This is a genomic window from Rhizobium leguminosarum bv. trifolii WSM2297, from assembly GCF_000271845.1.
In genome coordinates this window covers 1,748,782-1,773,300 of record NZ_JH719393.1, presented here as the reverse complement: position 1 = coordinate 1,773,300, position 24,519 = coordinate 1,748,782, and the positions used below count along the sequence as shown (strand labels likewise).

The window sequence follows — 24,519 nt, the reverse complement described above, 5'->3', positions numbered from 1 at the left end:
GCCGCCGTATAGCCTCAGAAACGGCCGGAAAACAATACCAAATAAATCAACTTATCCAAAATCGACAACGCTTTTGCTGGTATGAAGTCAGTCAGCGTCATGACCGGGCGGGGATCAGCACCGCACGTCATTCGCGCAGTTCCACCCTGCTAGCGACTGTCATTCTTCCGATTTCGCTTTTCGCCACCGAGCTATCTACGCCGAGGCTTCGAAGCGGGCGACTTCTGCACCGGCTTGCAGATAGGCGCCCGGTTCGGCCGTGATCTTGATCTTGCCTGCCCGTGGGGCCGTGACCTGGGTTTCCATCTTCATTGCTTCCATGATGGCGATGAGGTCGCCGGCGGCAACGTCCGCGCCATCCTCGACCTTGAAGGCCTGCAAAGTGCCGGAAATCGGCGCGGTTACGCTCGATAGGTCCTCGGGTACCGTCGCCGCCGGACCGGCACCCCGGCCCTCGATCGCGCCGAGGCCCGCCAGGAGTGCTGCCGGAATACCGAGCTCATGGCGCTTGCCGTCAATCTCGACATGGGTGCGGATCAGATGCGAATCGACAGGTGGCTTTGGCCGGCATTCCGCCTCGAGAGCGGCGGCGAAATCGGTTTCGATCCAGCGCGTGTGCACCTTGAACCCGTTCGCGCCGATAAAATCCTCGGTCTCGATTGCTGCGCGGTGGAAGGGCAAGACAGTAGCAACACCCTCGATCCGGAATTCCTTGAGCGCGCGGCGTGCGCGCTTCAACGCCTCCTCGCGCGTGGTCCCGGTGACGATCAGCTTCGCCATCAGCGAATCGAATGTGCCAGGCACTGTCGAACCCGAAACCACGCCAGTGTCGAGACGGACGCCGGGGCCGGAAGGGGCGTCGAAAATCGTGATCGCGCCCGGCGTCGGCAAGAAGCCGCGGCCGGGATCCTCGGCATTGATGCGGAACTCGATAGAATGGCCACGCGGGGTCGGCGTTTCGGTTAGGCGCAGAGGCAGGCCGTCGGCGATGCGAAACTGCTCGATGACGAGATCGATGCCGGTCGTCTCCTCGGTCACCGGATGCTCGACCTGAAGACGCGTATTCACCTCAAGGAAGGAGATTGTGCCGTCGACGCTGAGCAGGAACTCAACCGTGCCCGCGCCCGAATAGCCGGACGCCGCGCAGATCTTCTGGGCTGCCGCGTGGATCGACTCGCGCTGGGCGTCGGACAGGAACGGGGCCGGCGCCTCCTCGACGAGTTTCTGGTTGCGCCGCTGCAGCGAGCAGTCGCGGGTGCCGAGCACCAGGACATTGCCATGCTTGTCGGCCAGAACCTGTGCCTCGATGTGACGCGGACGGTCGAGGAACCGTTCGAGAAAACATTCGCCGCGGCCGAAGGCGGCCTTGGCCTCGCGCACGGCGGATTCGTAGAGTTCCGCCACTTCCTCCATCTTCCAGGCAACCTTGAGGCCACGGCCGCCGCCGCCATGGGCCGCCTTGATGGCAACGGGCAAGCCGTGCTGTTCAGCAAAGGCGATGACTTCGGCGGCGGTGTCGACCGGGCCGTCGCTGCCGGCAACCAACGGTGCGCCGACACTCAGGGCGATGCGACGAGCCTCGACCTTGTCGCCGAGCGCTTCGATGACGTGCGGGTCGGGGCCGATCCAGACAAGGCCGGCATCAATCACCGCCCGGGCGAATTCAGCTCGCTCCGACAGGAAACCGTAACCGGGATGGACGGCATCGGCGCCGGAGCGCCGGGCGACGTCGATCAGCTTGTCGATATCGAGATAGGTCTCGGCCGGACGGCTGCCGGAAAGCCCATAGGCTTCGTCGGCCAGCTTGACGAAGAGTGCGTCCATGTCGGGATCGGCATAGACTGCGACCGATTGCAGGCCGTGGTCGCGACAGGCCCGAATGATGCGCACTGCGATCTCGCCGCGATTGGCGATAAGGACTTTCTGCATGGATGGCTCCTCATTATTCTTGTGGCCAGGCTGCGGTCTCAGGCCCTTGCGCGCCGAACATCCGCAAACGTCGTCACGGGCCGGAAACGGATTTGGGCATTGATGGGGATCTGGCCGGCGAGATCGAGATGATATTCGGCAACGGTGGCGATGACCGGATAACCGCCGGTCAGCGGATGGTCGGCGAGGAATAGGACCGGCTGGCCGCTATGCGGCACCTGGATGGCGCCGGTTGCCGTTCCCTCGCTTGGCAGTTCCGCCTTGTCCCTGCGCTCGAGCGCAGTTTCACCGGAGAGGCGAATGCCGACGCGGTTGGACTGCTGCGTGACCTGCCAGGGTTGGCCGGAGAGGCTGGCGATGCCCGCCTCGGTAAACCAGTCGCTGCGCGGACCCATGATCACGTCGAGCGTCACGATCTCGCCGGAGGCCGGAAAGCCGAAGGCCGGCGCTTCTGTGAGCGACACGCTGGTCAGGCGCGCGGTTTCGTTTTCCACCATCAGGACGGCGCCTTTCACAACCGGATCCGGGCCGACGACAGCGAGCGTGTCGGTCGAGGCGCTGCCGAGCACCGGCTTCACTTGGAAGCCGCCGCGGATGGCGAGATAGCTGCGCATTCCGCGTGGCGCTTCGCCGAGCGTCACGACATCGCCAGGTTCCAACGAGATCGGATGGTAGGTCTCGGCGGTGATCGTGCGCCCACTGGCATCGCGGATTGAAATCGGACAGGGCGCGCCGGTGAGCGCCATCACCGCACGACCCGACGTCTCGAAGGAAAAGCCGCCGAGAATGATTTCAAGGCAGGGCGTGCCGGCGGCATTGCCGACGACCCGGTTGGCGGCGCGCAGCGCGCCACGGTCGAGCGCGCCGGAAGAGGATACGCCCTGGCCGGTCTGGCCGAAGCGTCCAAGATCCTGAAACAGTGCCGGCATGGGTGCGGCCAACACCTTCAGCGTCACCGCCTCGGCGACGACCTCGGCCTGAGGAGCATCCGGAACATTGATCCGCGTGTCCGACGCCGGGACTGACCGCTTTTCCAGATCGAAGAAACGCACGCGGTAACCGGGCTGGAACAGCGCCGGCGGATCGCGCAACAGGTCCCACATCTTCTCCGGCGTCGTGCCGATAATCTGCCAGCCGCCGGGGCTCGCCTGCGGATAGACGCCTGAAAAGGCGCCGGCAAGGGCGACCGAGCCAGCCGGGATCCTGGTGCGTGGGCTCTGGCGGCGCGGCACCTGAAGAGCGGGGTCGCCGCCGACGAGATAACCGAAGCCCGGCGCAAAGCCGCAAAAAGCAACGGTGAAGGTACTTTCGACGTGGCGGCGGATGACCTCTTCGACCGAAAGGCCGGTCAGTGCGGCGACATCGCCCAAGTCCTCGCCATTGTAGTGGACCGGGATCTCGACGAGCCGGTCGGAGGGCGCAGCGCGGGCGGACAGGTCGCGGATGGCGATCTCGCTAGCCAGCCTCTCGGCCGTCAGTCTTTCCGGCCGGAAGCGGATCATCAGCGTGCGGGCAGCCGGCACCATGTCTTCTATGCCCTCGACCGGATCGGTGTCGAGCGAAGCAAATAGCGCCAGTGTCTCGTCCAGATCGGCGAGTTCGACCAGCAAGGTCGTCAGGTTGACGGGCAGGAAGCGCATCGGATCCTCAGGCGTGATAGGCAGTGTCGGGGATGTCGGTGATGAACATATGCCCCGGTGCGTGGCTAATGGCAAAGGGAACGCCGGATGCCATGACCGCCGCCTGTGGAGTTACGCCGCAGGCCCAGAAGACCGGAACCTCGCCGGGTTCGATGCGCACCGGATCGCCGAATTCCGGCGCCGACAGATCCCTGATGCCGATTTCTTCCGGCGCGCCGATGTGAACCGGCGCACCATGCACGGCCGGGAAACGTCCCGAGATCATTGCTGCGTCTGCAACACGGCTGGCCTGGATCGGTCGCATCGACACGACCATGTTCCCATGCAGCCGCCCAGCCGGGCGGCAAGCCTTGTCGGTCAGATACATCGGCACGTTGGACCCGTCGGTGATGTGGCGGATCTCGATGCCGGCCTCGACCATCGGCGTTTCGAAGGTGAAGCTGCAGCCGATCAGGAAGCTGACGAGATCGGCATGTTCTGCCCAGGCGGCAGTCGCATCGGCCGTTTCCTCGTCAAGCTTGCCGTCGCGCCAGACGCGATAGAGTGGCAGATCGGTGCGCAGATCTGCGCCCGGAGCGAGAAGCGTCGTATGCGAGCCGGGGTCGGAAACGTCGAGCACCGGGCAGGCCTTCGGATTGCGCTGGGCGTAAAGCAGGAAGTCAAAGGCCCAATCGCGCGGTAGCACGATCATGTTCGCCTGGGTGAATCCGGGCGCAACGCCGGACGTCGGCTCGACGCTGCCGCCACGATAGCGTTGGCGGGCCGAGCGAGCCGGCCCAGCGTCGACATGGCCGAGATTTTCAATCGCAATCATGGTGTCCTCCCAATATTTGTTCAGGCCTTTAGGAACGATCGAACGGTGATCCCGTCGGACTCGAAAGCCTGGCGGATCGCCCGAGCAATCGCCACGGCGCCGGGGCTGTCGCCATGCACACAGATCGATTGCGCATCGATCTTGATGATCGAACCGTCGATCGCTTCGAGCGAACCCTCATGGGCGAGTTGCAGCATGCGGCGGGCAATCACCTCAGTATCGTGCAGCACCGCCCCCGGCTCGCGCCGCGAAACGAGCTGACCGTCTGGCGTATAAGCGCGATCGGCGAAGGCTTCGGCTATGGTCTTAAGCCCGGATGTACGGGCGAGTTCGAGAATGGGTGCGCCCGCCAGCCCCATCAGCACCAGATCGGGATCGATGGCCTTGATGCCGTCGATCACCGCCAGTCCCTGTTTCGGATCATGGGCGATACGATTGTAGAGCGCGCCATGCGGCTTGACGTAACCGACACTGACGCCGGCTGCGGCGGTAACGCCCTTCAGCGCGCCGATCTGGTAGATGACGTCGGCCGTCAGTTCCGCGCTGGTGACGTCCATGTCGCGCCGGCCGAAGCCGACGCGATCGGGATAGGAGACATGTGCCCCGACTACGACCCCTTTTTCAGCAGCGGCCCGAACGGTTTTCAGAATACCGAGCGCATCGCCGGCATGGAAACCGCAGGCGACATTGGCACTGGAGACGATGCCAAGCATCGCCGCATCGTCGCCCATGCCCCAGGCGCCATAGCTTTCACCGAGATCACTGTTCAGATCGATCGCAGTCATGTCAGATCTCCTTGGATCGTGCTGCTGAGCCGGATCGCTTCAAAAACATCGAAGTGACCGATTCCAGCAGATTGGAGCGAGATGCGGGCGGAAGGCCGCCCGCATTTTTCCTCATACTGCTCTAGGCAGCGAGCAGAGCAAAGATCGGGCCGACCGACTTGTAGCCCATGTACCAGGTCAGCGCGCAAACCAGCACGCCAAGCGCCAGCAGCCAGCGTGGATAGCGGTAGCCGCCCATGAGGTCGGAACGAGCCCAGGCCGCATAGATGAAGATCGCCAGGCCAATCGGCAGGATGAGGCCGTTCAAGCCGCCGACGAAGACCAGCATCTGGGCGGGGGGCGTGGTGATGACAACGTAGAAGAACAGCGAGATGGCGATGAAGATCACCGTCGCGATGTTGCGGGCGCGTTCGGTGATGTCCTTTTTGAAAACCGTGATGAAGGAAACCGATGTATAGGCAGCGCCGATGACCGAGGTGATGGCCGCGGCCCAGAGGATGACGCCGAAGATGCGCAGGCCGATATTGCCAGCGGCAGCCTGGAAAGCCTGAGCGGCCGGGTTCGCGCCCGTGCCGGAGACATCGATGACGCCGCCGCTCGCGACCACGCCGAGAACGGCGAGGAAGAGCACGTAACGCATGATGCCGGTCACGGCGATGCCGGTGAGTGCTGCGCGGTTGACTGCACCGAGGTTCTCGATGCCGACAGTGCCCTTGTCGAGCAGGCGATGGGCGCCGGAATAGGTGATGTAACCGCCGACCGTGCCGCCGACGATGGTGGTGATCGTGGCGAAATCGATGGTGGAGGGCAGGAAAGTCTGGAACAGCGCGTCGCCGACGGGCGGACCCGACACGATGGCAACGTAAACGGTCAACGCAATCATCAGGACGCCGGCAAGGATTATGAACCGATCGATCGCCATGCCGGCCCGCTTCGACAGAAAGATGCCGATCGACAGGATGGCGCTGATCGCACCGCCAACCTTTGGATCAAGCCCGATCATCGCATTGATACCGAGGCCGGTGCCGCCGATATTGCCGATGTTGAAGAACAGCCCGCCGACGATGACGAGAATGGCGAGCAGGTAGCCGGAGCCAGGGATCGCCGCATTGGCGAGGTCGGAGGCACGCATCTTCGTCAGCGTCACGATCCGCCAGATATTCAGCTGCACGGCAAAGTCGATCAGGATCGAGGCGAGGATGGCGAAGGCGAAGGCCGCGCCGAGTTTGGTGGTGAATGTTGCGGTCTGAGTGATGAAGCCTGGGCCGATGGCCGACGTGGCCATCAGGAAGATCGCGGCGGTCAATGCCGCGCGGCGCGATTTGGTCGACATCTGCGCTGGCTTGGCCAACGTGGTGTCTACGGATGCAATAGCTGGCTGTTCCATGAACCCTCTCCTTATTGCGGACGCCCTGAACTCCCTCGGGTTGGTCCACGTGGATTTGTTGACGCATGTCACGTTGCCACGTTTCACAATTCTGTCAAGATTGTTCAACAATATTTATTTGATCGTTCCACTAAAGTGCTCAAATGTTGAGCGAATAGAACGCTATTTAGGCGCCAAGGGTCTTATTGCGAGCCATATAAGGCGTCGCGCGTCCGGCCTTGCGTCTCAACGACAAGAATGCCGCCGCGCGATCGATCATTTCTCTGCCCGACTGCCGGCCGTGACCCTATCTAAAACTTCGCAGTGATCTACGCGATCATGCCTTTCCTCGTACGGTTCCCATGTGAGGCGAACCGCTATATCGATGCGCAGGGGATGGATGATTCATCCACGCATGCACAAGGGGCCTTATGCAAAGGGGCCCATGCCCAAGGGAATGTGATGGCTGAGCAGAATAACACATCGGCGCTGGCACCGAGGCTGGCGGAGGAAATCCGCGGTAAGCTGATTGCGGGCGAATTCAGGCCCGGCCAGCGCTTGTCCGAGGCGACGCTCAGCACCGATCTCGACGTGTCGCGCAATTCACTGCGCGAAGCCTTCCGGCTGTTGACCAAGGAAGGGCTGTTGCGGCACGAGCCAAATCGCGGCGTCTTTGTCGCCACGCCCAGCATGGCCTCGATCATCGATATCTACCGTGTTCGTCGCATGGTCGAATGCCAGGCGATTGCCAAGGCCTATCCCAATCATCCGGCGGTGACGCGTATGCGCTCAGCCGTCGAACATGCCAAAGTCGCGCGCCTGGCGAAGGATTGGCGCACCGTCGGAAGCGAGAATATGGTCTTTCACGCGGCGATCGTCGATCTCGCCGACAGTCAGCGGCTGAACGCATTCTATGCCCAGATCTCCGCAGAACTGCGTCTCAGCTTCGGCCTGCTCGCCGATCCCGATTTGTTGCACGCCCCTTATGTCGACCTCAATGCGGCGATTCTCGAAAAGCTCGAGGCGGGGATGACGGCCGAAGCTTCAGCAGCACTCGAGGCTTATCTGCTGCAATCGGAGCGAACCGTTCTCGCCGCTTTCTCTCGGATCGACAGGGGCAACGCGTAATGTCGGAGTAACCAAAGCCGAACCTTCGCGCGGCCGTAAGCCGCCGCGGGCGGTTTGCGGCAAGACCGATCAGGGCAGAGAGGCCAAGCGGCCAGAAGTGATGTGCTGTCGAAGCGGTTAGTGGCGGCAGCCCCAGGACCGGGGCAGAAGAAGAGCGGGTCGAGATGTGTTAGATGGATCCTATGGAGGATCAGCCCAGGCGGAACAAGGTCGATCGCCAATGGTGAATCGGCGAGCCAGGCGGGCGGGGCCGGCGCGCGGCTCCCGACGCCCTCTGCCTCCGGCCGCCGGAATCAGGCAAAGCCGTCGGAGGTTTCAATCCGGATCAGCCGTAGCACCGCCTCGCGATCGCCATCGCGCAGCGCCTGCAGGGCAGTGCGATCGCCGAGAGCCGTGTCGGACGCGAGCAGGAAATCCAGCGCGATCCAGGGGCCGGCGCCGGGAAAACCGCGCACGACATCCGATATCCCGGCGATTACCTCGCGCTGGTCGAACTGGCAGAGCGGATAGCGCCAGTCGCTGCCCTCGCGCATGGCAAGCAGGGTGCCGGCCCGCCGTCTTTTGTCGACGGCCTGCCTGGTGATGCCGAGGATGCGTCCGGCGTCCTCGGCCGAGGCCGCCCGGCCCGCCCGCTCTATTAGATCCTGGCGATGGGCGACATTGCGGGCGAGCGCCGGAACGAGGGGGTCGAGATCGTTGATCTCCGTGCCCACCATGTCCGACCGGCTGAGAAGATGTGCCAATGATCCGGCGTCGGTCGGTGCAGAAAGCGCATCGGCGAGATCCTTTGCCGACACGTTCGCCGAGATGCGCTCCAGCGCCGACATCGCGCGTCGCAGAAACGCGGCCTGGACGGGATTAGGCTGCACGATGACAGGATTGGATGCGTGGCGGGCCATGAGTAGCTCCTTGGTTGACAAGGTTTTTATATGGCGTGCGATGATACGTAGCCAACCAAATGTTACTAAGCCGGGTATCACCAGGCTTCGAAAAATCCCGGATTGCTCGAGAGATCCCGCGTTGCGGTTCTCCTCGGCGATGTGGTGGCCGCTCTCAATTCCGAAACCGCGCACGTCAACCGCCCAGTTTCGCCAGATGCGCCGGGATCGCCGTAGATGGGCACCGATGCCTATCACGACCAGCTCGACGTTATTCGTGATACAGCCGCGCTTCATGGCATGATCGTGGATGACCGCGCCGGTATCAGCATCGACCGTGCACGACCGGGGATCGCGACGGGGCCGGAAAGCGACCTGCCCCACGCTGTGCCCTCCGTCGCTCACGGTCGGCATGGAAAGAAGGACGGCTGATCCCGATCCGCTCTGCCGGACGCGCTGAAACCTTGGAACACAATCAGCTTTGCTTTCCCACACGCTTGGCATAGTCCGAAAAGGTCAGCCGTTCGCCCCGCGCGGCTGCCTCGTCGGCAAGCTGCAGCACTCGGATGGGAAACAGGATAGCGGCGCGGTTGGCCCCAGACAGCTCATGGTCGTCGTCCTCTTCGATTGCCCGTTGGGCTTTCGAGAGCGCGGTATTGAGCTCCTGGCGGGTGAGCAGTTCCTTCTCGACGATCGCGTCGCATATCGACGTCATGGCCATGATCAGGCCCTTGAGCTGCAGATTGGCAGTATTCATGGGAGCTCCTAGGAAACGAGGGGTCTCTAGTCCGGTTCGACCGATCGGATCGTATCGACCGAGACCGTCCCGTCAAGGATGCCGCGTGCGACATCACGCCTGTTCCGGTCGATCTCGATGACGGTGTATAGCTTGTCGTCGCGAAAGGCGCTGGCATTGGCCGTCGTGACATCCTCGGCGGGCGCCGCATCCACTTCCATGAAATCGAGCTCACGCGACGCGGCGACGATCCTGGCATCACCAGCCGTTCTGGCGGCCACCACGACGGTGCCGTGTCCCGGGGCATTATCCCATCTCGGGTCGTTAGGGGCGGCAATCGGCTCCAATCGATAGATGTTGAGCATTTCGCCACCGGCTTCCGGCGACGCCTCAGTCGCCGCATCCTGCATTTGCGCCTGGCTTTCGACCGACCTTCCGAAGGTGGTCGGGCTGGTCGCGTTGTTGATCTCTTCCTTGCCTGTCCGTGAGACGTTCGACATGTCGCTCTCCATTGTCAGAACGGAAACGACGGCCGGCGGGCAACTGTTCCCGCTGGTGCAAAAAACCGCAAACCTTGCCAAAACGCCGTCCCGAGGCGGTTTGGATTCATGCAGCTTTAGGTTCATTTCCTGTATGGCAAATCATGATAGGCTGCATGCGAAATGGCCCATACCATTTTCTGCGTTGAGCACTAAATTACCGATCGTCGAAGAGGGGGATTTTCGTGAGCAACCAAACCAGTGAACGCGCGCGCGACAACATCGAAGCAGACAGCCTCAATGGCCATGACCAGAAGGCGATGGCATTCGACGATGCCAGCGCGCTGCTGGAGGTCCTCGTCGCGGTCCGGCGCGGTGACTTTTCCGTGCGGATGCGGTCCGACCTGACCGGCGTTACCGGCAAGATCGCCGATGCTCTCAACGATATCATCGCCGGCAATCAGCGCATGGCCCAGCAACTCGAGCATGTCGGCCAAGTCGTCGGCCGGGACGGCCGGACGAGTACGCGGGTGCGCTTCGGCCTTTCGGATGGTTCCTGGTCTGAGATGGAAGGATCGATCAACGGACTGATCGACGATCTCTTGTGGCCGACGACAGCTGTCACACGCACGATCACCGCGGTCGCTAAGGGAGATCTCCTGCAGACGGTGCCGCTCGATGTCGACGGTCGGGCGCTCAAAGGCGAATTCCTGCGCTCGGCCGATATCGTCAATACGATGATCAAGCAGCTGAGCGTCTTCACCTCTGAGGTGACGCGTGTTGCCCGCGAGGTCGGCACGGACGGAAAACTCGGGGGGCAGGCGCAGGTTCCTGAAGTGACCGGCGTCTGGAAAGACTTGACCGAAAGCGTCAACTCGATGGCGTCGAACCTGACGGCGCAGGTTCGCAACATCGCTGAGGTGACGATCGCGGTTGCCAATGGCGACCTTTCCAAGAAGATCACCGTCGACGTGCGCGGCGAGATCCTGCAGCTGAAGGAAGCCATCAACACCATGGTCGACCAGCTGCGTTCTTTCGCTTCGGAAGTAACGCGTGTGGCCCGCGAAGTCGGCACCGAAGGCAAGCTCGGCGGTCAGGCATTGGTGCCTGGGGTGGCCGGCACCTGGAAGGACCTGACCGACAGCGTCAACGCCATGTGCGGCAATCTGACGGCTCAGGTGCGCAACATCGCCCAGGTGACCACTGCCGTGGCGCGCGGCGACCTGTCGAGAAAGATCACCGTCGACGTCTCGGGCGAAATCCTGGAGTTGAAGGAAACCATCAACACCATGGTCGACCAGCTCAACGGCTTTGCCGGCGAGGTGACGCGCGTGGCGCGTGAAGTCGGCACTGAGGGCCGGCTCGGTGGGCAGGCGCAGGTGCCCGGTGTCGCCGGCACCTGGAAAGACTTGACCGACAACGTCAATTCCATGGCCTCGAACCTCACGGCGCAGGTGCGCAACATCGCCGAAGTGTCGACCGCGATCGCCAATGGCGACCTATCGAAGAAGATCACGGTGACGGTGTCCGGAGAAATCCTCGAGCTGAAGGAAACCATCAATACGATGGTCGATCAGTTGAACGCCTTTGCCTCGGAAGTCACCCGTGTCGCCCGCGAAGTCGGAACCGAGGGCCGGCTGGGCGGCCAAGCCAATGTGCGCGGCGTCGCCGGCACCTGGAAGGATCTGACCGAAAACGTCAACTCGATGGGCGGCAATCTGACGGCGCAAGTCCGCAATATCGCCGAAGTCTCGACTGCGATTGCCAATGGCGACCTGTCGAAGAAGATCACCGTCGATGTGAAGGGCGAAATCCTGGAGCTGAAGGAAACCATCAATACGATGGTCGATCAGCTGAACGCCTTTGCTTCGGAAGTGACGCGTGTCGCCCGCGAAGTGGGCACGGAAGGCCGGCTCGGCGGTCAGGCCAATGTGCGCGGCGTCGCCGGCACCTGGAAGGATCTGACCGATAGCGTCAATTCCATGGCCTCCAACCTGACGGGGCAGGTGCGTAACATCGCCGAAGTCGCAACCGCCGTCGCCCAGGGCGACCTGTCCAAGAAGATCACAGTGACCGTGTCGGGCGAAATCCTTGAACTGAAGGAGACCATCAACACGATGGTCGATCAGCTCAACGGCTTTGCCGGCGAGGTGACACGTGTTGCGCGCGAGGTCGGCACGGAAGGCCGGCTCGGTGGGCAGGCGAACGTGCTCGGCGTTGCCGGCACCTGGAAGGACTTGACCGACAGCGTCAATTCCATGGCCGGCAATCTGACGGCGCAGGTGCGCAACATCGCCGAGGTCTCCACAGCGATTGCCAATGGCGACCTGTCGAAGAAGATCACGGTGTCGGTCTCGGGTGAAATCCTTGAGCTCAAGGAAACGCTGAACACCATGGTCGACCAGCTGAACCGCTTCGCCTCCGAAGTCACGCGTGTTGCGCGCGAGGTAGGAACTGAAGGCAAGCTCGGCGGCCAGGCGCAGGTGCCGGGTGTCGCCGGCACCTGGAAGGACCTCACCGAAAATGTCAATTCCATGGCCTCCAACCTGACCGGCCAGGTGAGAAACATCGCCGAAGTGACGACGGCGGTGGCGCGCGGCGACCTGTCGCGCAAGATCACCGTCGACGTGAAGGGCGAAATCCTCGAACTGAAAAACACCATCAACACGATGGTCGACCAGTTGAACGCCTTTGCCGGCGAAGTGACGCGCGTTGCCCGCGAAGTCGGTACCGAAGGCAAGCTCGGCGGCCAGGCGCAGGTCTCCGGCGTCGCCGGCACCTGGAAGGACCTGACCGACAGCGTCAACTCGATGGCCGGCAACCTGACGGCGCAGGTGCGCAATATCGCCGAGGTGGCGACTGCGATCGCCAATGGCGACCTGTCGCGCAAGATCACCGTCGACGTGCGCGGCGAGATCCTGCTGCTCAAAGATACCTTGAATACCATGGTCGATCAGCTGCGATCCTTTGCCGGCGAAGTGACGCGTGTGGCGCGCGAAGTCGGCACCGATGGCAGGCTCGGCGGCCAGGCAGTGGTTCCCGGCGTCGCCGGCACCTGGAAGGACCTGACCGACAACGTCAACCTGCTTGCCGCCAATCTGACGACCCAGGTTCGAAACATCGCCGAAGTCACCACAGCCGTGGCGCGCGGTGACCTGTCGCGCAAGATCACGGTCGACGTGAAGGGGGAAATCCTCGAGCTGAAGAACACCATCAACACCATGGTGGACCAGCTCAACGCCTTTGCCGGTGAAGTAACGCGTGTGGCGCGCGAAGTCGGGACCGAAGGCAAGCTCGGCGGCCAGGCGCAGGTGCCGGGTGTGGCCGGCACATGGAAGGACCTTACCGATACCGTCAACGTTATGGCCGCCAACCTGACCGAGCAGGTTCGCGGCATCGTCAAGGTCGTGACGGCGGTGGCGAACGGCGACCTCAAGCAGAACCTCACCGTCGCCTCCAAGGGCGAGGTGGCGGCGCTCGCCGAAACCATCAACAACATGACCAATACGCTTGCGACCTTCGCCGACCAGGTGACCACGGTGGCGCGCGAAGTCGGCGTGGAAGGCCGCCTCGGCGGCCAGGCGAATGTCCCGGGTACGGCGGGGACGTGGAAGGATCTGACCGGCAACGTCAATCTGCTTGCCGCGAACCTGACGACGCAGGTGCGCGCCATCGCCGAAGTGGCGACCGCCGTCACCAAGGGCGACCTGACACGCTCGATCAAGGTCGATGCGCGCGGCGAAGTGGCCGAACTCAAAGACAACATCAACACGATGATCGACAACCTGCGGCTCACCACGGAGCGCAATACCGAGCAGGATTGGCTGAAAACCAATCTGGCGCGCTTCACCAACATGCTGCAGGGACAGCGCGACCTGACGCTGGTCGGCAAGATGCTGTTGTCGGAGCTGGCGCCTCTGGTCGGCGCCCATCAAGGGGTAATCTACCAGGTGGACGCCGACGAACAGCAGCCCTTCCTGTCGCTGCTTTCCGTCTATGCCCGCGGGGTCGAGGCGGCGCACCCGCCGCGGCTCGAATTCGGCCAGGGGCTTGTCGGACAGTGCGCCAGCGACGCCCGCCGGATTCTGGTCACCGACCTTCCCGACAACGTCGTCCCGATTAGCTCCGGCGTATTCACCACCTTACCGAGAAGCGCCATCGTGCTGCCGGTGCATTTCGAGGGGCAGGTCAAGGCGGTTATCGAGCTAGCTTCCGCCGGCGACTACACCGAGCTGCAGCTCTCCTTCCTCGACCAACTGACAACATCGATCGGCATCGTCCTCAATTCTATCGAAGCGACCATGCAGACCGAAGGCCTGCTCAAGCAGTCGCAGAAACTCGCGGCAGAGCTGCAGACGCAGCAGCGCGAGTTGCAGCAGACCAACGAACAGCTCGGGCAGAAGGCGCAGCAGCTGGAGGAACGCAACGTCGAAGTCGAGGCGAAGAACCAGGAGATCGAGCAGGCCCGGCGCGCGCTGGAGGAAAAGGCGACCGAACTGGCGCTGACATCGAAGTATAAATCCGAATTCCTCGCCAACATGTCGCACGAGCTACGCACGCCTTTGAATTCTATCCTTATTCTCGGCCAGCAGCTCGGCGAGAACCCCGACGGCAACCTATCGGGCAAACAGGTCGAGTTTGCCAAGACAATCCACGGCGCCGGAACCGATCTCCTGAACCTGATCAGCGATATCCTAGACCTGTCGAAGATCGAATCCGGAACGGTCTCGGTCGATGCCGAGGAGATTTTCGTCAGCAACCTGCTCGAAATGATGGCCCGGCCGTTCCGGCACGAGGCTGAAAACCGGAACCTGTCGTTCGCGGTCGAAGTCGGCGGCGATGTCACGAAGAGCATCATTACCGATTCCAAGCGGCTGCAGCAGATCCTCAAGAACCTGCTGTCGAACGCCTTCAAATTCACCGCGCAGGGCGGCGTGACGCTTCGCGTCGCCTTGGCAACCAGTGGCTGGTCGCCGGATCATCCGTCGCTCCGGCACGCGCCTTCGGTCATTGCCTTCGAAGTCGTCGACACCGGCATCGGTATCCCGCCTGAGAAGCAACGCATCATTTTCGAGGCGTTCCAGCAGGCGGATGCCTCGACGAGCCGCAAATATGGCGGCACCGGCCTCGGGCTGGCGATCAGCCGCGAGCTGGCAAACCTTTTGGGCGGCGAGATCCAGCTGCGCAGCACGCCTGGGGTCGGCAGCACCTTCGTCCTCTATCTGCCGCTCACCTATGTCGGTGCCGGCGCGATTGCGCCGAAGCCCGCTCCGTCGGCAAATGTCGTGGAATTCGCCGAGGCGGCGGCAAGCCGCCGCGCCGAAAAGACAATCGAACATGTGGAAGACGATCGCCACCAGATTGCGGCTGGCGATTCAGTGCTGCTCGTCGTCGAGGACGATGCGCATTACGCCCGCGTCCTTGTCGATCTCGCCCGCGATAACGGGTTCAAGGTGCTGGTGGCGATGCGTGGCAGCGATGCGCTGGCGCTTGCACAGGACTACCGGCCGGCGGCGATCTCGCTCGACATCTTCCTGCCCGACATGCTCGGCTGGACGGTGCTCAGCCAGCTCAAGCAGAATCCGCAGACGCGGCATATCCCGGTGCAGATCATCAGCCTCGACGAGGATCGCCAGCATGGGCTGACCCGCGGCGCTTTCGCGTTCATGAGCAAGCCGACGACGCCCGAGGGCCTCGGAAAGGCGCTGTCGCGCTTGAAGGCCTATTCGCAGCCGCGCCGCAAGCATCTGCTGCTCGTGGAAGACAATGAGGCGGAGCGAATGAGCGTCACCGCGCTTCTCGGACATGACGACATAGACATCACAAGTGTCGGCTCCGGATCGGAAGCGCTCGCGGCCCTCAGGCAGGATCCGCCGGACTGCGTGGTGCTCGACCTTTCGCTGCCGGACATGTCCGGCTTCGAGGTCCTGGAGCAGATACGCGACGACGCCGAGATCGGCGAGGTGCCGGTAGTGGTCTTCACCGGCCGGGAGCTTTCCCCTGAGGAAGATGCGACGCTGCACAGCATGGCCCGAAGCGTCGTCGTAAAGGGCGTCGAGTCTCCTGAGCGGCTTCTCGATGAGACGGCTCTGTTCCTGCACCGGGTCGTCGCCGATCTGCCGGCGGCAAAACAGGCGACACTTCGGGAATTGCACAGCTCGGACGAGGATCTCGTCGGCGAGACCGTGCTGCTCGTCGACGACGATGCCCGCAATATCTTTGCGCTGAGCAGCGTGCTCGAGCGCCGGGGAATGAGGGTGCTTACGGCCACGACCGGCAGCGAAGCCATCGACGTCATCAACAACGAATCTTCGGTGGCGATCGTGCTGATGGACATCATGATGCCCGGAATGGATGGTTACGAGACCATGCAGGTCATCCGGTCGGAGCCACGGTTCCGGCGGCTACCGATCCTGGCGCTGACGGCCAAGGCGATGAAGGGCGACCGGGAGAAATGCCTGGAAGCCGGCGCATCCGATTACCTGGCGAAGCCGGTCAATACCGAACAGCTTCTGTCGGCGCTTCGCATGTGGCTGCACCGCTGAGGATCCGGCCATGAACCCAGTCAACATCCTCCTCGTCGACGACCAGCCCGCCAAGCTCCTGAGTTATGAGGTTATCCTCGAAGAACTCGATGAAAACCTCATCAAGGCGCAATCCGCCCGTGAAGCCTTCGAGCACCTGTTGCGCACCGAAATCGCCGTAATCCTCGTCGATGTCTGCATGCCCGAACAGGACGGCTTCGAGCTCGTCAGCATGATCCGGCAGCACCCGCGGTATCAGAACACGCCGATCATCTTCGTTTCCGCCGTGATGCTGGCCGAACCCGACCGGTTGCGCGGTTATGCCGTTGGCGCGGTCGACTACGTCTCCGTACCGATCGTGCCCGAGGTGCTCAGAGCCAAGGTCAGGGTCTTTGCAGATCTCTACAGGAAGACGCGGGAACTCGAACGCCTGAACGCCGAACTGGAGGCGAGGGTTCGTCAGCGCACCGCCGAGCTCGAGGCCTCGGCCGCCCAGTTGCGGGAGCTCAACGAGGAGTTGGAGCACCGGATCGATCAAAGGACGCGCGAGCGCGAAGAGGCGCTGGCGCAACTGTTCGAGGCGCAGAAGCTTGATACGATCGGTCATTTGACCGGCGGCGTCGCCCATGACTTCAACAATCTACTGATGGCGGTTCTCGGCAGCCTCAACCTTCTGAAGAAACGGCTTCCGAGCGATGAGCGAAACGAACGCTTGGTGACAAACGCGATCCAGGCGGCCGAGCGTGGCACAGCGTTGACACAACGCCTGCTTGCCTTCGCACGCCGCCAGGAGCTCAAGCCGCAGGCGGTCGACTTCCTCACGCTTTTCGAAAATGTCGAGGATCTCCTTGCCAAGGCCGTAGGTCCGCGCATCGAAATCTGCAAGCGCATCCCGACAGATCTGGCGCCGCTGCTGGTGGACAGTAACCAGTTGGAACTGGCGCTGCTCAACCTGTTCGTCAACGCGCGAGATGCATTGGAAAGCGGCGGCGCTGTGACGGTTGCCGCGGCCCATGCCGAAGAGGCTCGGCCGGCCGGTCTCGCGGGTGGGAACTACATCAGGATATCGGTGTCGGACGATGGCGAAGGCATGGACGAGGCAACGGTTTCGCGTGCCGCCGAACCGTTTTTCACCACCAAAGGGGTCGGCAAGGGAACCGGTCTCGGCCTGTCGATGGTGCATGGCCTGGCGGCCCAATCCGGCGGCTCGATCCAGATATCGAGCGCGAGGGGCAGCGGCACCACCGTATCCCTTTGGCTGCCCGTGGCCGAGACCTCTGTCAAGACGCAGCCGGCCGTCGAGCCTCTCGCGACGGAAGCCCTGAACCCGGTGTCACGGCCGCTCGCCATTCTCGTCGTCGACGACGATGCGCTTGTTCGGACCGGAACCGTGGCGATGCTGGAGGATCTCGGGCACCTGCCGCGCGAGGCTTCTTCCGCCTCGCAGGCCTTGGAATTTCTGGCCGGCGGACGGGATTGCGATCTCGTCATCACCGATCATGCGATGCCCGGCATGACAGGCGCCGAGCTTGCACGCCACCTCCGCTCGGCCTTCCCCGGCCTGCCCATCATCCTTGCCTCGGGCTATGCCGAGTTTTCCGAAGACCACGGGCTCGGCCGGATGCTCAGGATGACGAAGCCGTTCACCCAGGAACAGCTTCAGGCCGCCATGGACAAGGCACTCTCGGGCAAAGTCGCGGCGGCGTGACAGTCGAAACGTCTTGCAATCATCGGCCGGCGGCCAGTTCTATTTGTCGCGTTTATCAAAAACTGATAATATCGCTTCAACGAAAAGGTATCGCGCTATGCCCTCTAGCTACAACATTGGTCCTCGCTATGAAGGACTTGTCCGCGAGCTTGTCGAAAGCGGGCGTTATGCCAGCGCCAGCGAGGTCGTGCGCGATAGCCTCCGGCTGCTGGAACAGCGCGAGGAGATTCGCGCGCTTGAGCTGGAAAAACTCAAGCGGGAATATGCTGAGGGCAAAGCCAGCGGCGAACCCGAGGAGGTTGATCCCGCGGGCTTCCTGCAGGAGCTGAAAGCAGAACGCGCAGCCCGTGGCTAGATATAGGTTGTCTCCGCGTGCCCAACGCCAGATGCGCGATATCTGGCGGAATATTGCCGTTCAGAATGAACCGGCAGCGGATAGGCTCCTGCAAAGACTTTTTGAAAAGTTCGAACTGGTTGCCGCACACCCCGAAATCGGGCCTGCCCGCCCGGAAATCAGCGCCGCTGCCCGTCTGATTGTCGAGGGACGTTACATCGCCATCTATGAACCCACGAGTTATGGCGCTGAAATTGTCGTGATCGTTCACGGAATGCGCGAGCCGTCGACCTGGCTCGACTGACGCGGCCTCTCATAAGCCAGTAATCTTTTGTTTGGTGAGGGTAGCTGCTTTCGCGCGAGCGCTTGCGAACGAAACTTTTTGCTCCCGCAAAAGTTACCCAAATCCATCCTCACTTCACCGAAGGCTTTCCCTTGACCAATATGACGTTCGGCCCCGCATTCACTGAAGACGGTATTCTGTTTCGGCTCTGGGCTCCTCTGCATGAAAGCGTATCGTTGAAGATCGAGGGCGCCGATCCGCGGTCGATGCAGGCGGCGGACGGTGGCTGGCATCGGTGCGCAGTTCCGAATGCCCATGTCGGCACGCGCTATCGCTTCGTCCTGCCGGACGGCCTTGAAATTCCCGATCCCGCCTCGCGGTTCCAGCCGCAGGACGTGCACGGTCCGAGCGAAGTGGTCGACCTTTCCTCCTATGGCTGGAAGGCTAGCGACTGGACCGGCCGGCCATGGGAGGAGATGGTCGTCTACGAGATGCATATCGGCTGCTTCACGCCGGAGGGCACTTTCGAAGCTGCGATCGAGCGGCTCGATCATCTGCGGGAGCTGGGCGTCACGGCGTTGCAGATCATGCCGGTCAGCGAATTCCCCGGCCGTTACAGCTGGGGTTATGACGGCGTGCTGCCCTATGCCCCCGACAGCAGCTACGGGCGGCCGGAGGATTTCATGGCGCTGGTGGATGAAGCGCATCAGCGCGGTATCTCGGTATTCCTCGATGTGGTCTACAACCACTTCGGGCCCGACGGGAATTTTATCCCTTCCTATGCGCCGCTCTTTACGGACCATCACAAGACGCCATGGGGCCACGGCATCAACTATGACGGCGACGGATCGCAGATGATCCGCGAATTCGTCATTGAGAACGCCACCTACTGGATCACCGAATTCAGGCTCGACGGCTTCCGCTTCGATGCTGTTCACGCGATCAAGGACGATAGCGACGAGCATCTGCTTCACGAGCTTGCCCGCCGCGTCAGGGCTGCGGCCGGCGATCGGCTTATTCATCTGATCGTCGAGAACGAGGAGAATGACAGCGATCTGCTGAAGCGCGATGAAAAAGGCGCGGCGAAGCTGTTCACCGCCCAGTGGAACGACGACATCCACCATATGCTGCATATCACTGCCACCGGCGAAACCTTCGGCTATTATGCCGATTATGCGGGCGATGTCGGCAAGCTCGGCCGGGCGCTGGCGGAAGGTTTTGTGTTCCAGGGAGAACATATGCCTTATCGCGGTGGAAATAGGGGCAAGCCGAGCGGTCATCTGCCGCCGACCGCTTTCATCTCCTTCATCCAGAACCATGATCAGATCGGCAACCGGGCGTTGGGAGACCGCGTCATGGTGTCGAGCCCGGCCGATGCCGTCAAAGCCGTCATATCAATCTATTTGCTGGCGCCCGAGATCCCGATGCTGTTCATGGGCGAGGAATGGGGTGCTGCAGAGCCTTTCCCGTTTTTCTGCGATTTCGACGAGGAGCTGAACGAGAAGGTCAGGAAAGGCCGTCGCGAGGAGCTTTCGCGTCTGCCGGGCTTCGACGCCGACGACCTTCTCGACCCGACGGCGCCGTCGACCTTTGCTGCCGCCAAACTCGACTGGTCGAAAGTTGCTTCCTCTGAGATCCTCGATTTCTACAGGACACTTCTCGACCTCCGGCACCGCCGGATCGTGCCTTTGCTGAAGGGAGCCGCCGCCGGAAGGGCCGTCTACCGCTCGGCGGGAAACGCGATCGCGGTGGACTGGACCCTTGCGGAAAGCCGGCATCTTCATCTGCGCACCAACCTCGGCAACGAAGCGGCCGCGCCGCCGGCCTCGCAGCAGGAAGACGCCGAGACGATCTTTCGTCTCGGCGGAAGCGGTGGCGGCGATCTCGCGCCCTGGACGGTGATCTGGAGCATCAGCGAGGCGTGACGGGGTGGGAAGGGTCGAATAATGAAATCCGCTGAACTCGACAAGCTCGCCCGCTTCCACGGCATCAGCCCGACACGGCCCAGCCCCGAGAACCGGGAAGTGCCGATTTCCGCCGCCACCAAGCGCAAGATACTCTCGGCATTGAATATTGGCCTGACGGGGACGGCGGATCAACAGACCGGCGGGCCGCGACAGGAAGCGAAGCCGGATCGCAGGAAGATTCCCGTGTCATTTCTGCCGGATTTCCTTTCCGGCACACGTGTCTGGGGCCTAAGCCTGCAGCTTTACGAACTCCGGTCGGCACGCAACTGGGGCATAGGAGATTTCAAGGATCTGGCTGACATGGCCGATCTGGCGGGATCGCTGGGGGCCGATTTCATCGGCCTCAACCCGCTTCACGCGCCGTTCCTCGCCGATCCTGATCGCTGCAGCCCCTATGAGCCCTCAAGCCGCCAGCATCTCAACCCGCTCTATATCGCCGTCGACCAGGTGCCGGCTTTTGCCGGCAGTCCCGAACTCGAACGGGAATTGAAGCGCCTTCGCCAATCCGATCTCGTTGATTACATCGGCGTCGCGCGAACCAAGCTCGGTGCCCTTCATGATCTCTGGTCGGCATGGCGACAGCGCCGCGTCAGTGACAAGACCGTCGATGACGACGCCGCCGATTTTGACGCCTTCGTCGCGCAAGGCGGCGACAGCCTGCGGCTGCATGCGCTGTTCGAATGCCTTTCCTTTTCCATGGTCGAGCGCGGGGCGGGCGCCGGCTGGCAAGGGTGGCCGGCCGAGTTCCAACGCTTCGACAGTGCCGCTGTCGGCGATTTCGAACGCGAGCATTCAGATGACGTTCGCTTCCACATGTGGCTTCAATGGCTTGCCCACCGCCAGCTGATGCAGGCCGCGGATCGGGCGCGCAGGGCCGGCCTGCGCATCGGGCTCTATCTCGACCTTGCCGTCGGGGAGGCGGTCGACGGCTCGGCGACGTGGAGCGAGCCGGATATCTATGTCTCGCAGGCCACGATCGGCAGTCCTCCCGATCCATTCGCCGTTCACGGGCAGGACTGGCATCTTGCCGGATATCTGCCGTCCGAAATTGCCGGAGGAAAGATGTCGCCTTACCGGCGCATGGTGAGCGCCGCGATGCGCTACGCGGGCGCCATTCGCATCGACCACGCGCCAGCGATCCGCCGTCTTTTCCTGGTTCCTTTGGGCGACAGGCCGGACAGCGGCGCCTATGTTCGCTATCCCGAGGATCGGCTGCTGCAGATCCTCGCGGAGACCTCCGCCGAACATCGATGCCTCGTCATCGGGGAGTCTCTCGGAATGATTCCGGAAGGATTGCAGGAGGATCTGGCGGCTGCCGGCATTCTCTCCTATCGGATCCTTTCCTACGAACAGAACGAAAAGGGCTTCAAGCCGGCCGATGCCTATCCCGCCCTCGCGCTTACCTGCATTTCGACACATGACCACCAGACGCTTGCCGGCTGGTGGCGCGGCGCCGACATTCAGGATCGTTGTGAACACGGTATCGTACCGCCCGATCTCACCGAAGAACATCTCGAACACCGCAAGCGCGAACGGAGGCACCTGAAAACGGCACTCAAGGCCGCCGGCCTCGACGTGCCGCCGCGGCTCACGGCGGCGCGGGCAAGCCAAGAAACGCTGAAACTTTTGACCGTCAGCGCCTACCGTTTCATTGCCCGGACCCCATCGCTTCTGACCGCCGTGCGGCTTGCCGATCTCACCGACGAGAAAAGACCGACCAATATTCCAGGCACCAGCGACAGCTATCCGAACTGGAAGCCGAAGCTATCGGTTCTGCTGGAGAATCTGCTGTCGGTCCCGCTGCTCAAACGCGTGACGGCGGCAATGCGGGAGGAAAGGCCGCGGTGAATTGCGGTCGAGCGAGCCGCCCGCTTCAATGTTGCCTTCCGATGGGGACCTGCGGGGCGGATGGAAATCGATCGGGGACGGAACGAATACGAAGCCGGCGAATTTTGGGTAAATAAGGACAGGGAATGTCGAGATGAAGGCTTACGGCTTTCGCCGCTTTCGGCCCCACCCTATGATGGAAACACGATCATGACGACCGCATTCATCCCTATCGCATTGGCTCTGATCATCATCTACGCCGGCCCGACATTGCTGTTCATCTGCGTCGGCTATGCCGATTATGTGCTGGAGCGACGAAGACATATGATGGCACTGAAGCACGCGGTGAGGCGTCGCAGCGACGAGTTTTAGCGAATCCAGGGAAATCGTTCTCTTCACCTGGATCAACGTGGTCGGCTTTTCGTCGACCTTCGATGTTGCTTGCCTTTCCCGGGAAAGGACCCCAGAGGCAGGTCGGAAAACCCGCCTCTGGCAGTTCACCTCTATAGGCGGCTTAATCGTTCGCCGTCACCTTGACGCCGAGAACCGAAGGAATGGTGTTCGGCGCACCCATGGCCGCGCCGATGATCATCGGAAATGGAACCGGCTTTTCTGGTGCTGCGCTGATCGTCATGTTTTTCGGCCCGTCGAGATAGGTGTTGACGGCAGCCGATACCTGATTTTGCAACTCCGGCAGGTTGAGCTGCGCCATCATCATCGGCACAAGACCTTTCAGTGATTGCGTCAGCTGTTCGCCGGTGATGCCCTGCTGCGCGCCGGCATAGTCGAGCGCCTTCTTGGTGATCGAGGCATCGTCGAAGCGGATCGAGGCGCTGTTGAACGTCAGCTGCTGCATCAGCCCCAACATTGCAAGGCCGGCGGCCTGGTTGGCCTCTTCCTTGTTCGGATTGGCCTCGGCCGTCTTGACCGCCTCCTGCAACGACTTGACGAAGGCCAGCGTGTAGCCGGAGAGGTCGACGGCGATATTCAGCCGGCCGATATTCTTGAAGTCGAAAGCGTATTCGTCGACAGCGATCTTGCCGCTTTCGACTTCCCAGCTGCCCTTCATCGTCACCGTCCCGTCGAGCGTGGTCAGCCCGAGTTTCTCGATGGCGTCCTTCGCGCTCGCATCCTCGACCTGCGACAGGTCGGCTTTCACGCCGGCGACATTGGCGTCATAGGTAAAGCCACCATTCTGGCGCCCGAGGTTCGACTCGATGCCCTCGATGGCAAACACGTCCTTGCCCTTGATGTTGACAGCGATCGGCCCGGTGCTGACGGTTTCATAGAGGAGGATGTCGTTCAGCGTGTCGCCTGTGGCATTGGCGGGAATCGTCAGGCCGGCGATCTCGATGTCCTTTACGGAAAGCCGACCTACTGCCTGGCTCATGTCGATATCCGGGAAAGAGACGGTTTTGGCGTGGTAGCCGCCGCCTTCGGTTTCCTCGACGCCCTCGAAGGTGAGCTCGCCGATCTTCAAAGTATCGCCGGGCAAGTTCGCATATCCAACCTGGACGCCCGTCGCCGTTACCGTGTCGCCATCGACATCAGCCTTTTCGAAGGTGATGACCGTGCCGCCGGCACTGGTGGCGGCATTGAGCTTTTTCATCATATCAGCGCCGTCAAGCGCGAAGGAGGGGCCGGCGAGCGCGAGAAAAGCGGTGCTTGCCAGCATCAGGCGGAGATTGCGCATATGCTTCATGGAAATGTCCTTATGGGGGTAAGTATGGGGATTGGGAAATTTCCGGACCTACCCATCCGGCTCTCAGGCCTGAGAGCTGGCTGGGATGTCGCGGTACATCTGGCAGCTAATTGGGCGGTGAGGAGGTTAGGCACCGCCGGGACCGTCGGGCTGAAGAAACATAGCCGGCATTCCCTCGAGGATGGACGGCGGCATTTTCTCTAGCATGGGACGTTGTGCGGCTCATTCTGAGACGTAGAGTGTATTCCCTCGATTCTTGCAACCCAAATTGCGATGGCGGGAATCATTCGCCGGAATTTGGACGCTCTTCAGCCCACGCGAAGAGCAGCTCCAGCGGCATTCTCTCACCACTGATATATTTGTATTTTAGTATGGACGGCGACTGAGGGATCGGGCTAACACCGTCGGGAGATGTTGGT

General features: G+C 62.1%; 18 protein-coding genes and 1 pseudogene. 9 read left to right on the top strand and 10 right to left on the bottom strand.

Going from position 1 to position 24,519, the window contains the following annotated elements:
- Positions 1–195 precede the first annotated feature (195 nt).
- The 5 genes from RLEG4DRAFT_RS62590 to RLEG4DRAFT_RS62570 all read right to left on the bottom strand — a co-directional run bounded on the left by RLEG4DRAFT_RS62590 (position 196) and on the right by RLEG4DRAFT_RS62570 (position 6,501).
- Positions 196–1,929 carry an acetyl/propionyl/methylcrotonyl-CoA carboxylase subunit alpha gene (locus tag RLEG4DRAFT_RS62590; protein WP_003575950.1) on the bottom strand — a complete coding sequence of 578 codons (1,734 nt, stop codon included), beginning with the start codon at positions 1,927–1,929 and terminating at the stop codon, positions 196–198.
- A gap of 38 nt (positions 1,930–1,967) precedes the next feature.
- Positions 1,968–3,569: a 5-oxoprolinase/urea amidolyase family protein gene (locus tag RLEG4DRAFT_RS62585; RefSeq protein ID WP_003575951.1), complete on the bottom strand. Its 1,602-nt coding sequence runs from the start codon at positions 3,567–3,569 to the stop codon at positions 1,968–1,970.
- Positions 3,570–3,576: 7 nt separating this feature from the next.
- Positions 3,577–4,383 (bottom strand): putative hydro-lyase, encoded by an 807-nt coding sequence (locus tag RLEG4DRAFT_RS62580; RefSeq protein ID WP_003575952.1) that lies wholly within the window; start codon positions 4,381–4,383, stop codon positions 3,577–3,579.
- Between the two features lie 20 nt (positions 4,384–4,403).
- Entirely contained in the window at positions 4,404–5,168 is a 765-nt protein-coding gene (locus tag RLEG4DRAFT_RS62575; RefSeq protein WP_003575953.1) for a LamB/YcsF family protein, read from the bottom strand.
- Between the two features lie 121 nt (positions 5,169–5,289).
- Positions 5,290–6,501 carry an NRAMP family divalent metal transporter gene (locus tag RLEG4DRAFT_RS62570; RefSeq protein WP_085061895.1) on the bottom strand — a complete coding sequence of 404 codons (1,212 nt, stop codon included), beginning with the start codon at positions 6,499–6,501 and terminating at the stop codon, positions 5,290–5,292.
- A gap of 495 nt (positions 6,502–6,996) precedes the next feature.
- On the opposite strand from RLEG4DRAFT_RS62570, the gene RLEG4DRAFT_RS62565 reads away from it, so the two are divergent.
- A complete protein-coding gene (locus tag RLEG4DRAFT_RS62565; RefSeq protein ID WP_003575955.1) occupies positions 6,997–7,662 on the top strand; it encodes a GntR family transcriptional regulator in 666 nt (221 codons plus the stop codon).
- 293 nt (positions 7,663–7,955) lie between these two features.
- Here RLEG4DRAFT_RS62565 and RLEG4DRAFT_RS62560 read toward each other — a convergent pair whose 3' ends face one another.
- The gene (locus tag RLEG4DRAFT_RS62560; RefSeq protein WP_003575956.1) at positions 7,956–8,561 is read right to left on the bottom strand and encodes a hypothetical protein; all 606 of its coding nucleotides are present in this window, start codon (positions 8,559–8,561) and stop codon (positions 7,956–7,958) included.
- A pseudogene (locus RLEG4DRAFT_RS62555) lies at positions 8,521–8,779 on the bottom strand (hypothetical protein); the annotation flags it as partial. The pseudogene RLEG4DRAFT_RS62555 and the gene RLEG4DRAFT_RS62560, both read right to left, overlap by 41 nt.
- Between RLEG4DRAFT_RS62555 and RLEG4DRAFT_RS62550 the strand changes: the two are divergent.
- Positions 8,778–8,972 carry a hypothetical protein gene (locus tag RLEG4DRAFT_RS62550; protein ID WP_037093270.1) on the top strand — a complete coding sequence of 65 codons (195 nt, stop codon included), beginning with the start codon at positions 8,778–8,780 and terminating at the stop codon, positions 8,970–8,972. The pseudogene RLEG4DRAFT_RS62555 and the gene RLEG4DRAFT_RS62550 overlap by 2 nt on opposite strands.
- Positions 8,973–9,015: 43 nt before the next feature.
- Here the strand turns inward: RLEG4DRAFT_RS62550 and RLEG4DRAFT_RS62545 are convergent, their stop codons facing one another.
- Together RLEG4DRAFT_RS62545 and RLEG4DRAFT_RS62540 are read right to left on the bottom strand one after the other, a co-directional pair.
- Positions 9,016–9,297, bottom strand: a complete 282-nt coding sequence (locus RLEG4DRAFT_RS62545; protein WP_003575958.1) for a hypothetical protein — start codon at positions 9,295–9,297, stop codon at positions 9,016–9,018.
- Positions 9,298–9,323: 26 nt separating this feature from the next.
- On the bottom strand, positions 9,324–9,776 hold the full coding sequence (locus RLEG4DRAFT_RS62540; protein WP_003575960.1) for a hypothetical protein: 453 nt from the start codon (positions 9,774–9,776) through the stop codon (positions 9,324–9,326).
- A 224-nt stretch (positions 9,777–10,000) separates the two neighbouring features.
- On the opposite strand from RLEG4DRAFT_RS62540, the gene RLEG4DRAFT_RS62535 reads away from it, so the two are divergent.
- The 7 genes from RLEG4DRAFT_RS62535 (at position 10,001) to RLEG4DRAFT_RS62505 (ending at position 22,770) form a co-directional block, all read left to right on the top strand.
- Positions 10,001–16,300 carry a HAMP domain-containing protein gene (locus RLEG4DRAFT_RS62535; RefSeq protein WP_003575961.1) on the top strand — a complete coding sequence of 2,100 codons (6,300 nt, stop codon included), beginning with the start codon at positions 10,001–10,003 and terminating at the stop codon, positions 16,298–16,300.
- A 10-nt stretch (positions 16,301–16,310) separates the two neighbouring features.
- Complete coding sequence (locus RLEG4DRAFT_RS62530) at positions 16,311–17,987, top strand: response regulator (RefSeq protein ID WP_003575962.1); 1,677 nt, start codon at positions 16,311–16,313, stop codon at positions 17,985–17,987.
- A 97-nt stretch (positions 17,988–18,084) separates the two neighbouring features.
- Positions 18,085–18,342: a type II toxin-antitoxin system ParD family antitoxin gene (locus tag RLEG4DRAFT_RS62525; RefSeq protein WP_003575964.1), complete on the top strand. Its 258-nt coding sequence runs from the start codon at positions 18,085–18,087 to the stop codon at positions 18,340–18,342.
- A complete protein-coding gene (locus RLEG4DRAFT_RS62520) occupies positions 18,335–18,625 on the top strand; it encodes a type II toxin-antitoxin system RelE/ParE family toxin (RefSeq protein ID WP_003575965.1) in 291 nt (96 codons plus the stop codon). Before RLEG4DRAFT_RS62525 ends, RLEG4DRAFT_RS62520 begins: the two co-directional genes overlap by 8 nt.
- Before the next feature lie 140 nt (positions 18,626–18,765).
- Complete coding sequence (treZ, locus tag RLEG4DRAFT_RS62515; protein ID WP_003575966.1) at positions 18,766–20,529, top strand: malto-oligosyltrehalose trehalohydrolase; 1,764 nt, start codon at positions 18,766–18,768, stop codon at positions 20,527–20,529.
- A 21-nt stretch (positions 20,530–20,550) separates the two neighbouring features.
- Complete coding sequence (gene malQ, locus RLEG4DRAFT_RS62510) at positions 20,551–22,419, top strand: 4-alpha-glucanotransferase (RefSeq protein WP_003575967.1); 1,869 nt, start codon at positions 20,551–20,553, stop codon at positions 22,417–22,419.
- A gap of 189 nt (positions 22,420–22,608) precedes the next feature.
- The gene (locus tag RLEG4DRAFT_RS62505) at positions 22,609–22,770 is read left to right on the top strand and encodes a hypothetical protein (RefSeq protein ID WP_003575968.1); all 162 of its coding nucleotides are present in this window, start codon (positions 22,609–22,611) and stop codon (positions 22,768–22,770) included.
- A 142-nt stretch (positions 22,771–22,912) separates the two neighbouring features.
- On the opposite strand, the gene RLEG4DRAFT_RS62500 is transcribed toward RLEG4DRAFT_RS62505, so the two are convergent.
- On the bottom strand, positions 22,913–24,100 hold the full coding sequence (locus RLEG4DRAFT_RS62500) for a hypothetical protein (protein WP_003575969.1): 1,188 nt from the start codon (positions 24,098–24,100) through the stop codon (positions 22,913–22,915).
- Between the last annotated feature and the right edge of the window lie 419 nt (positions 24,101–24,519).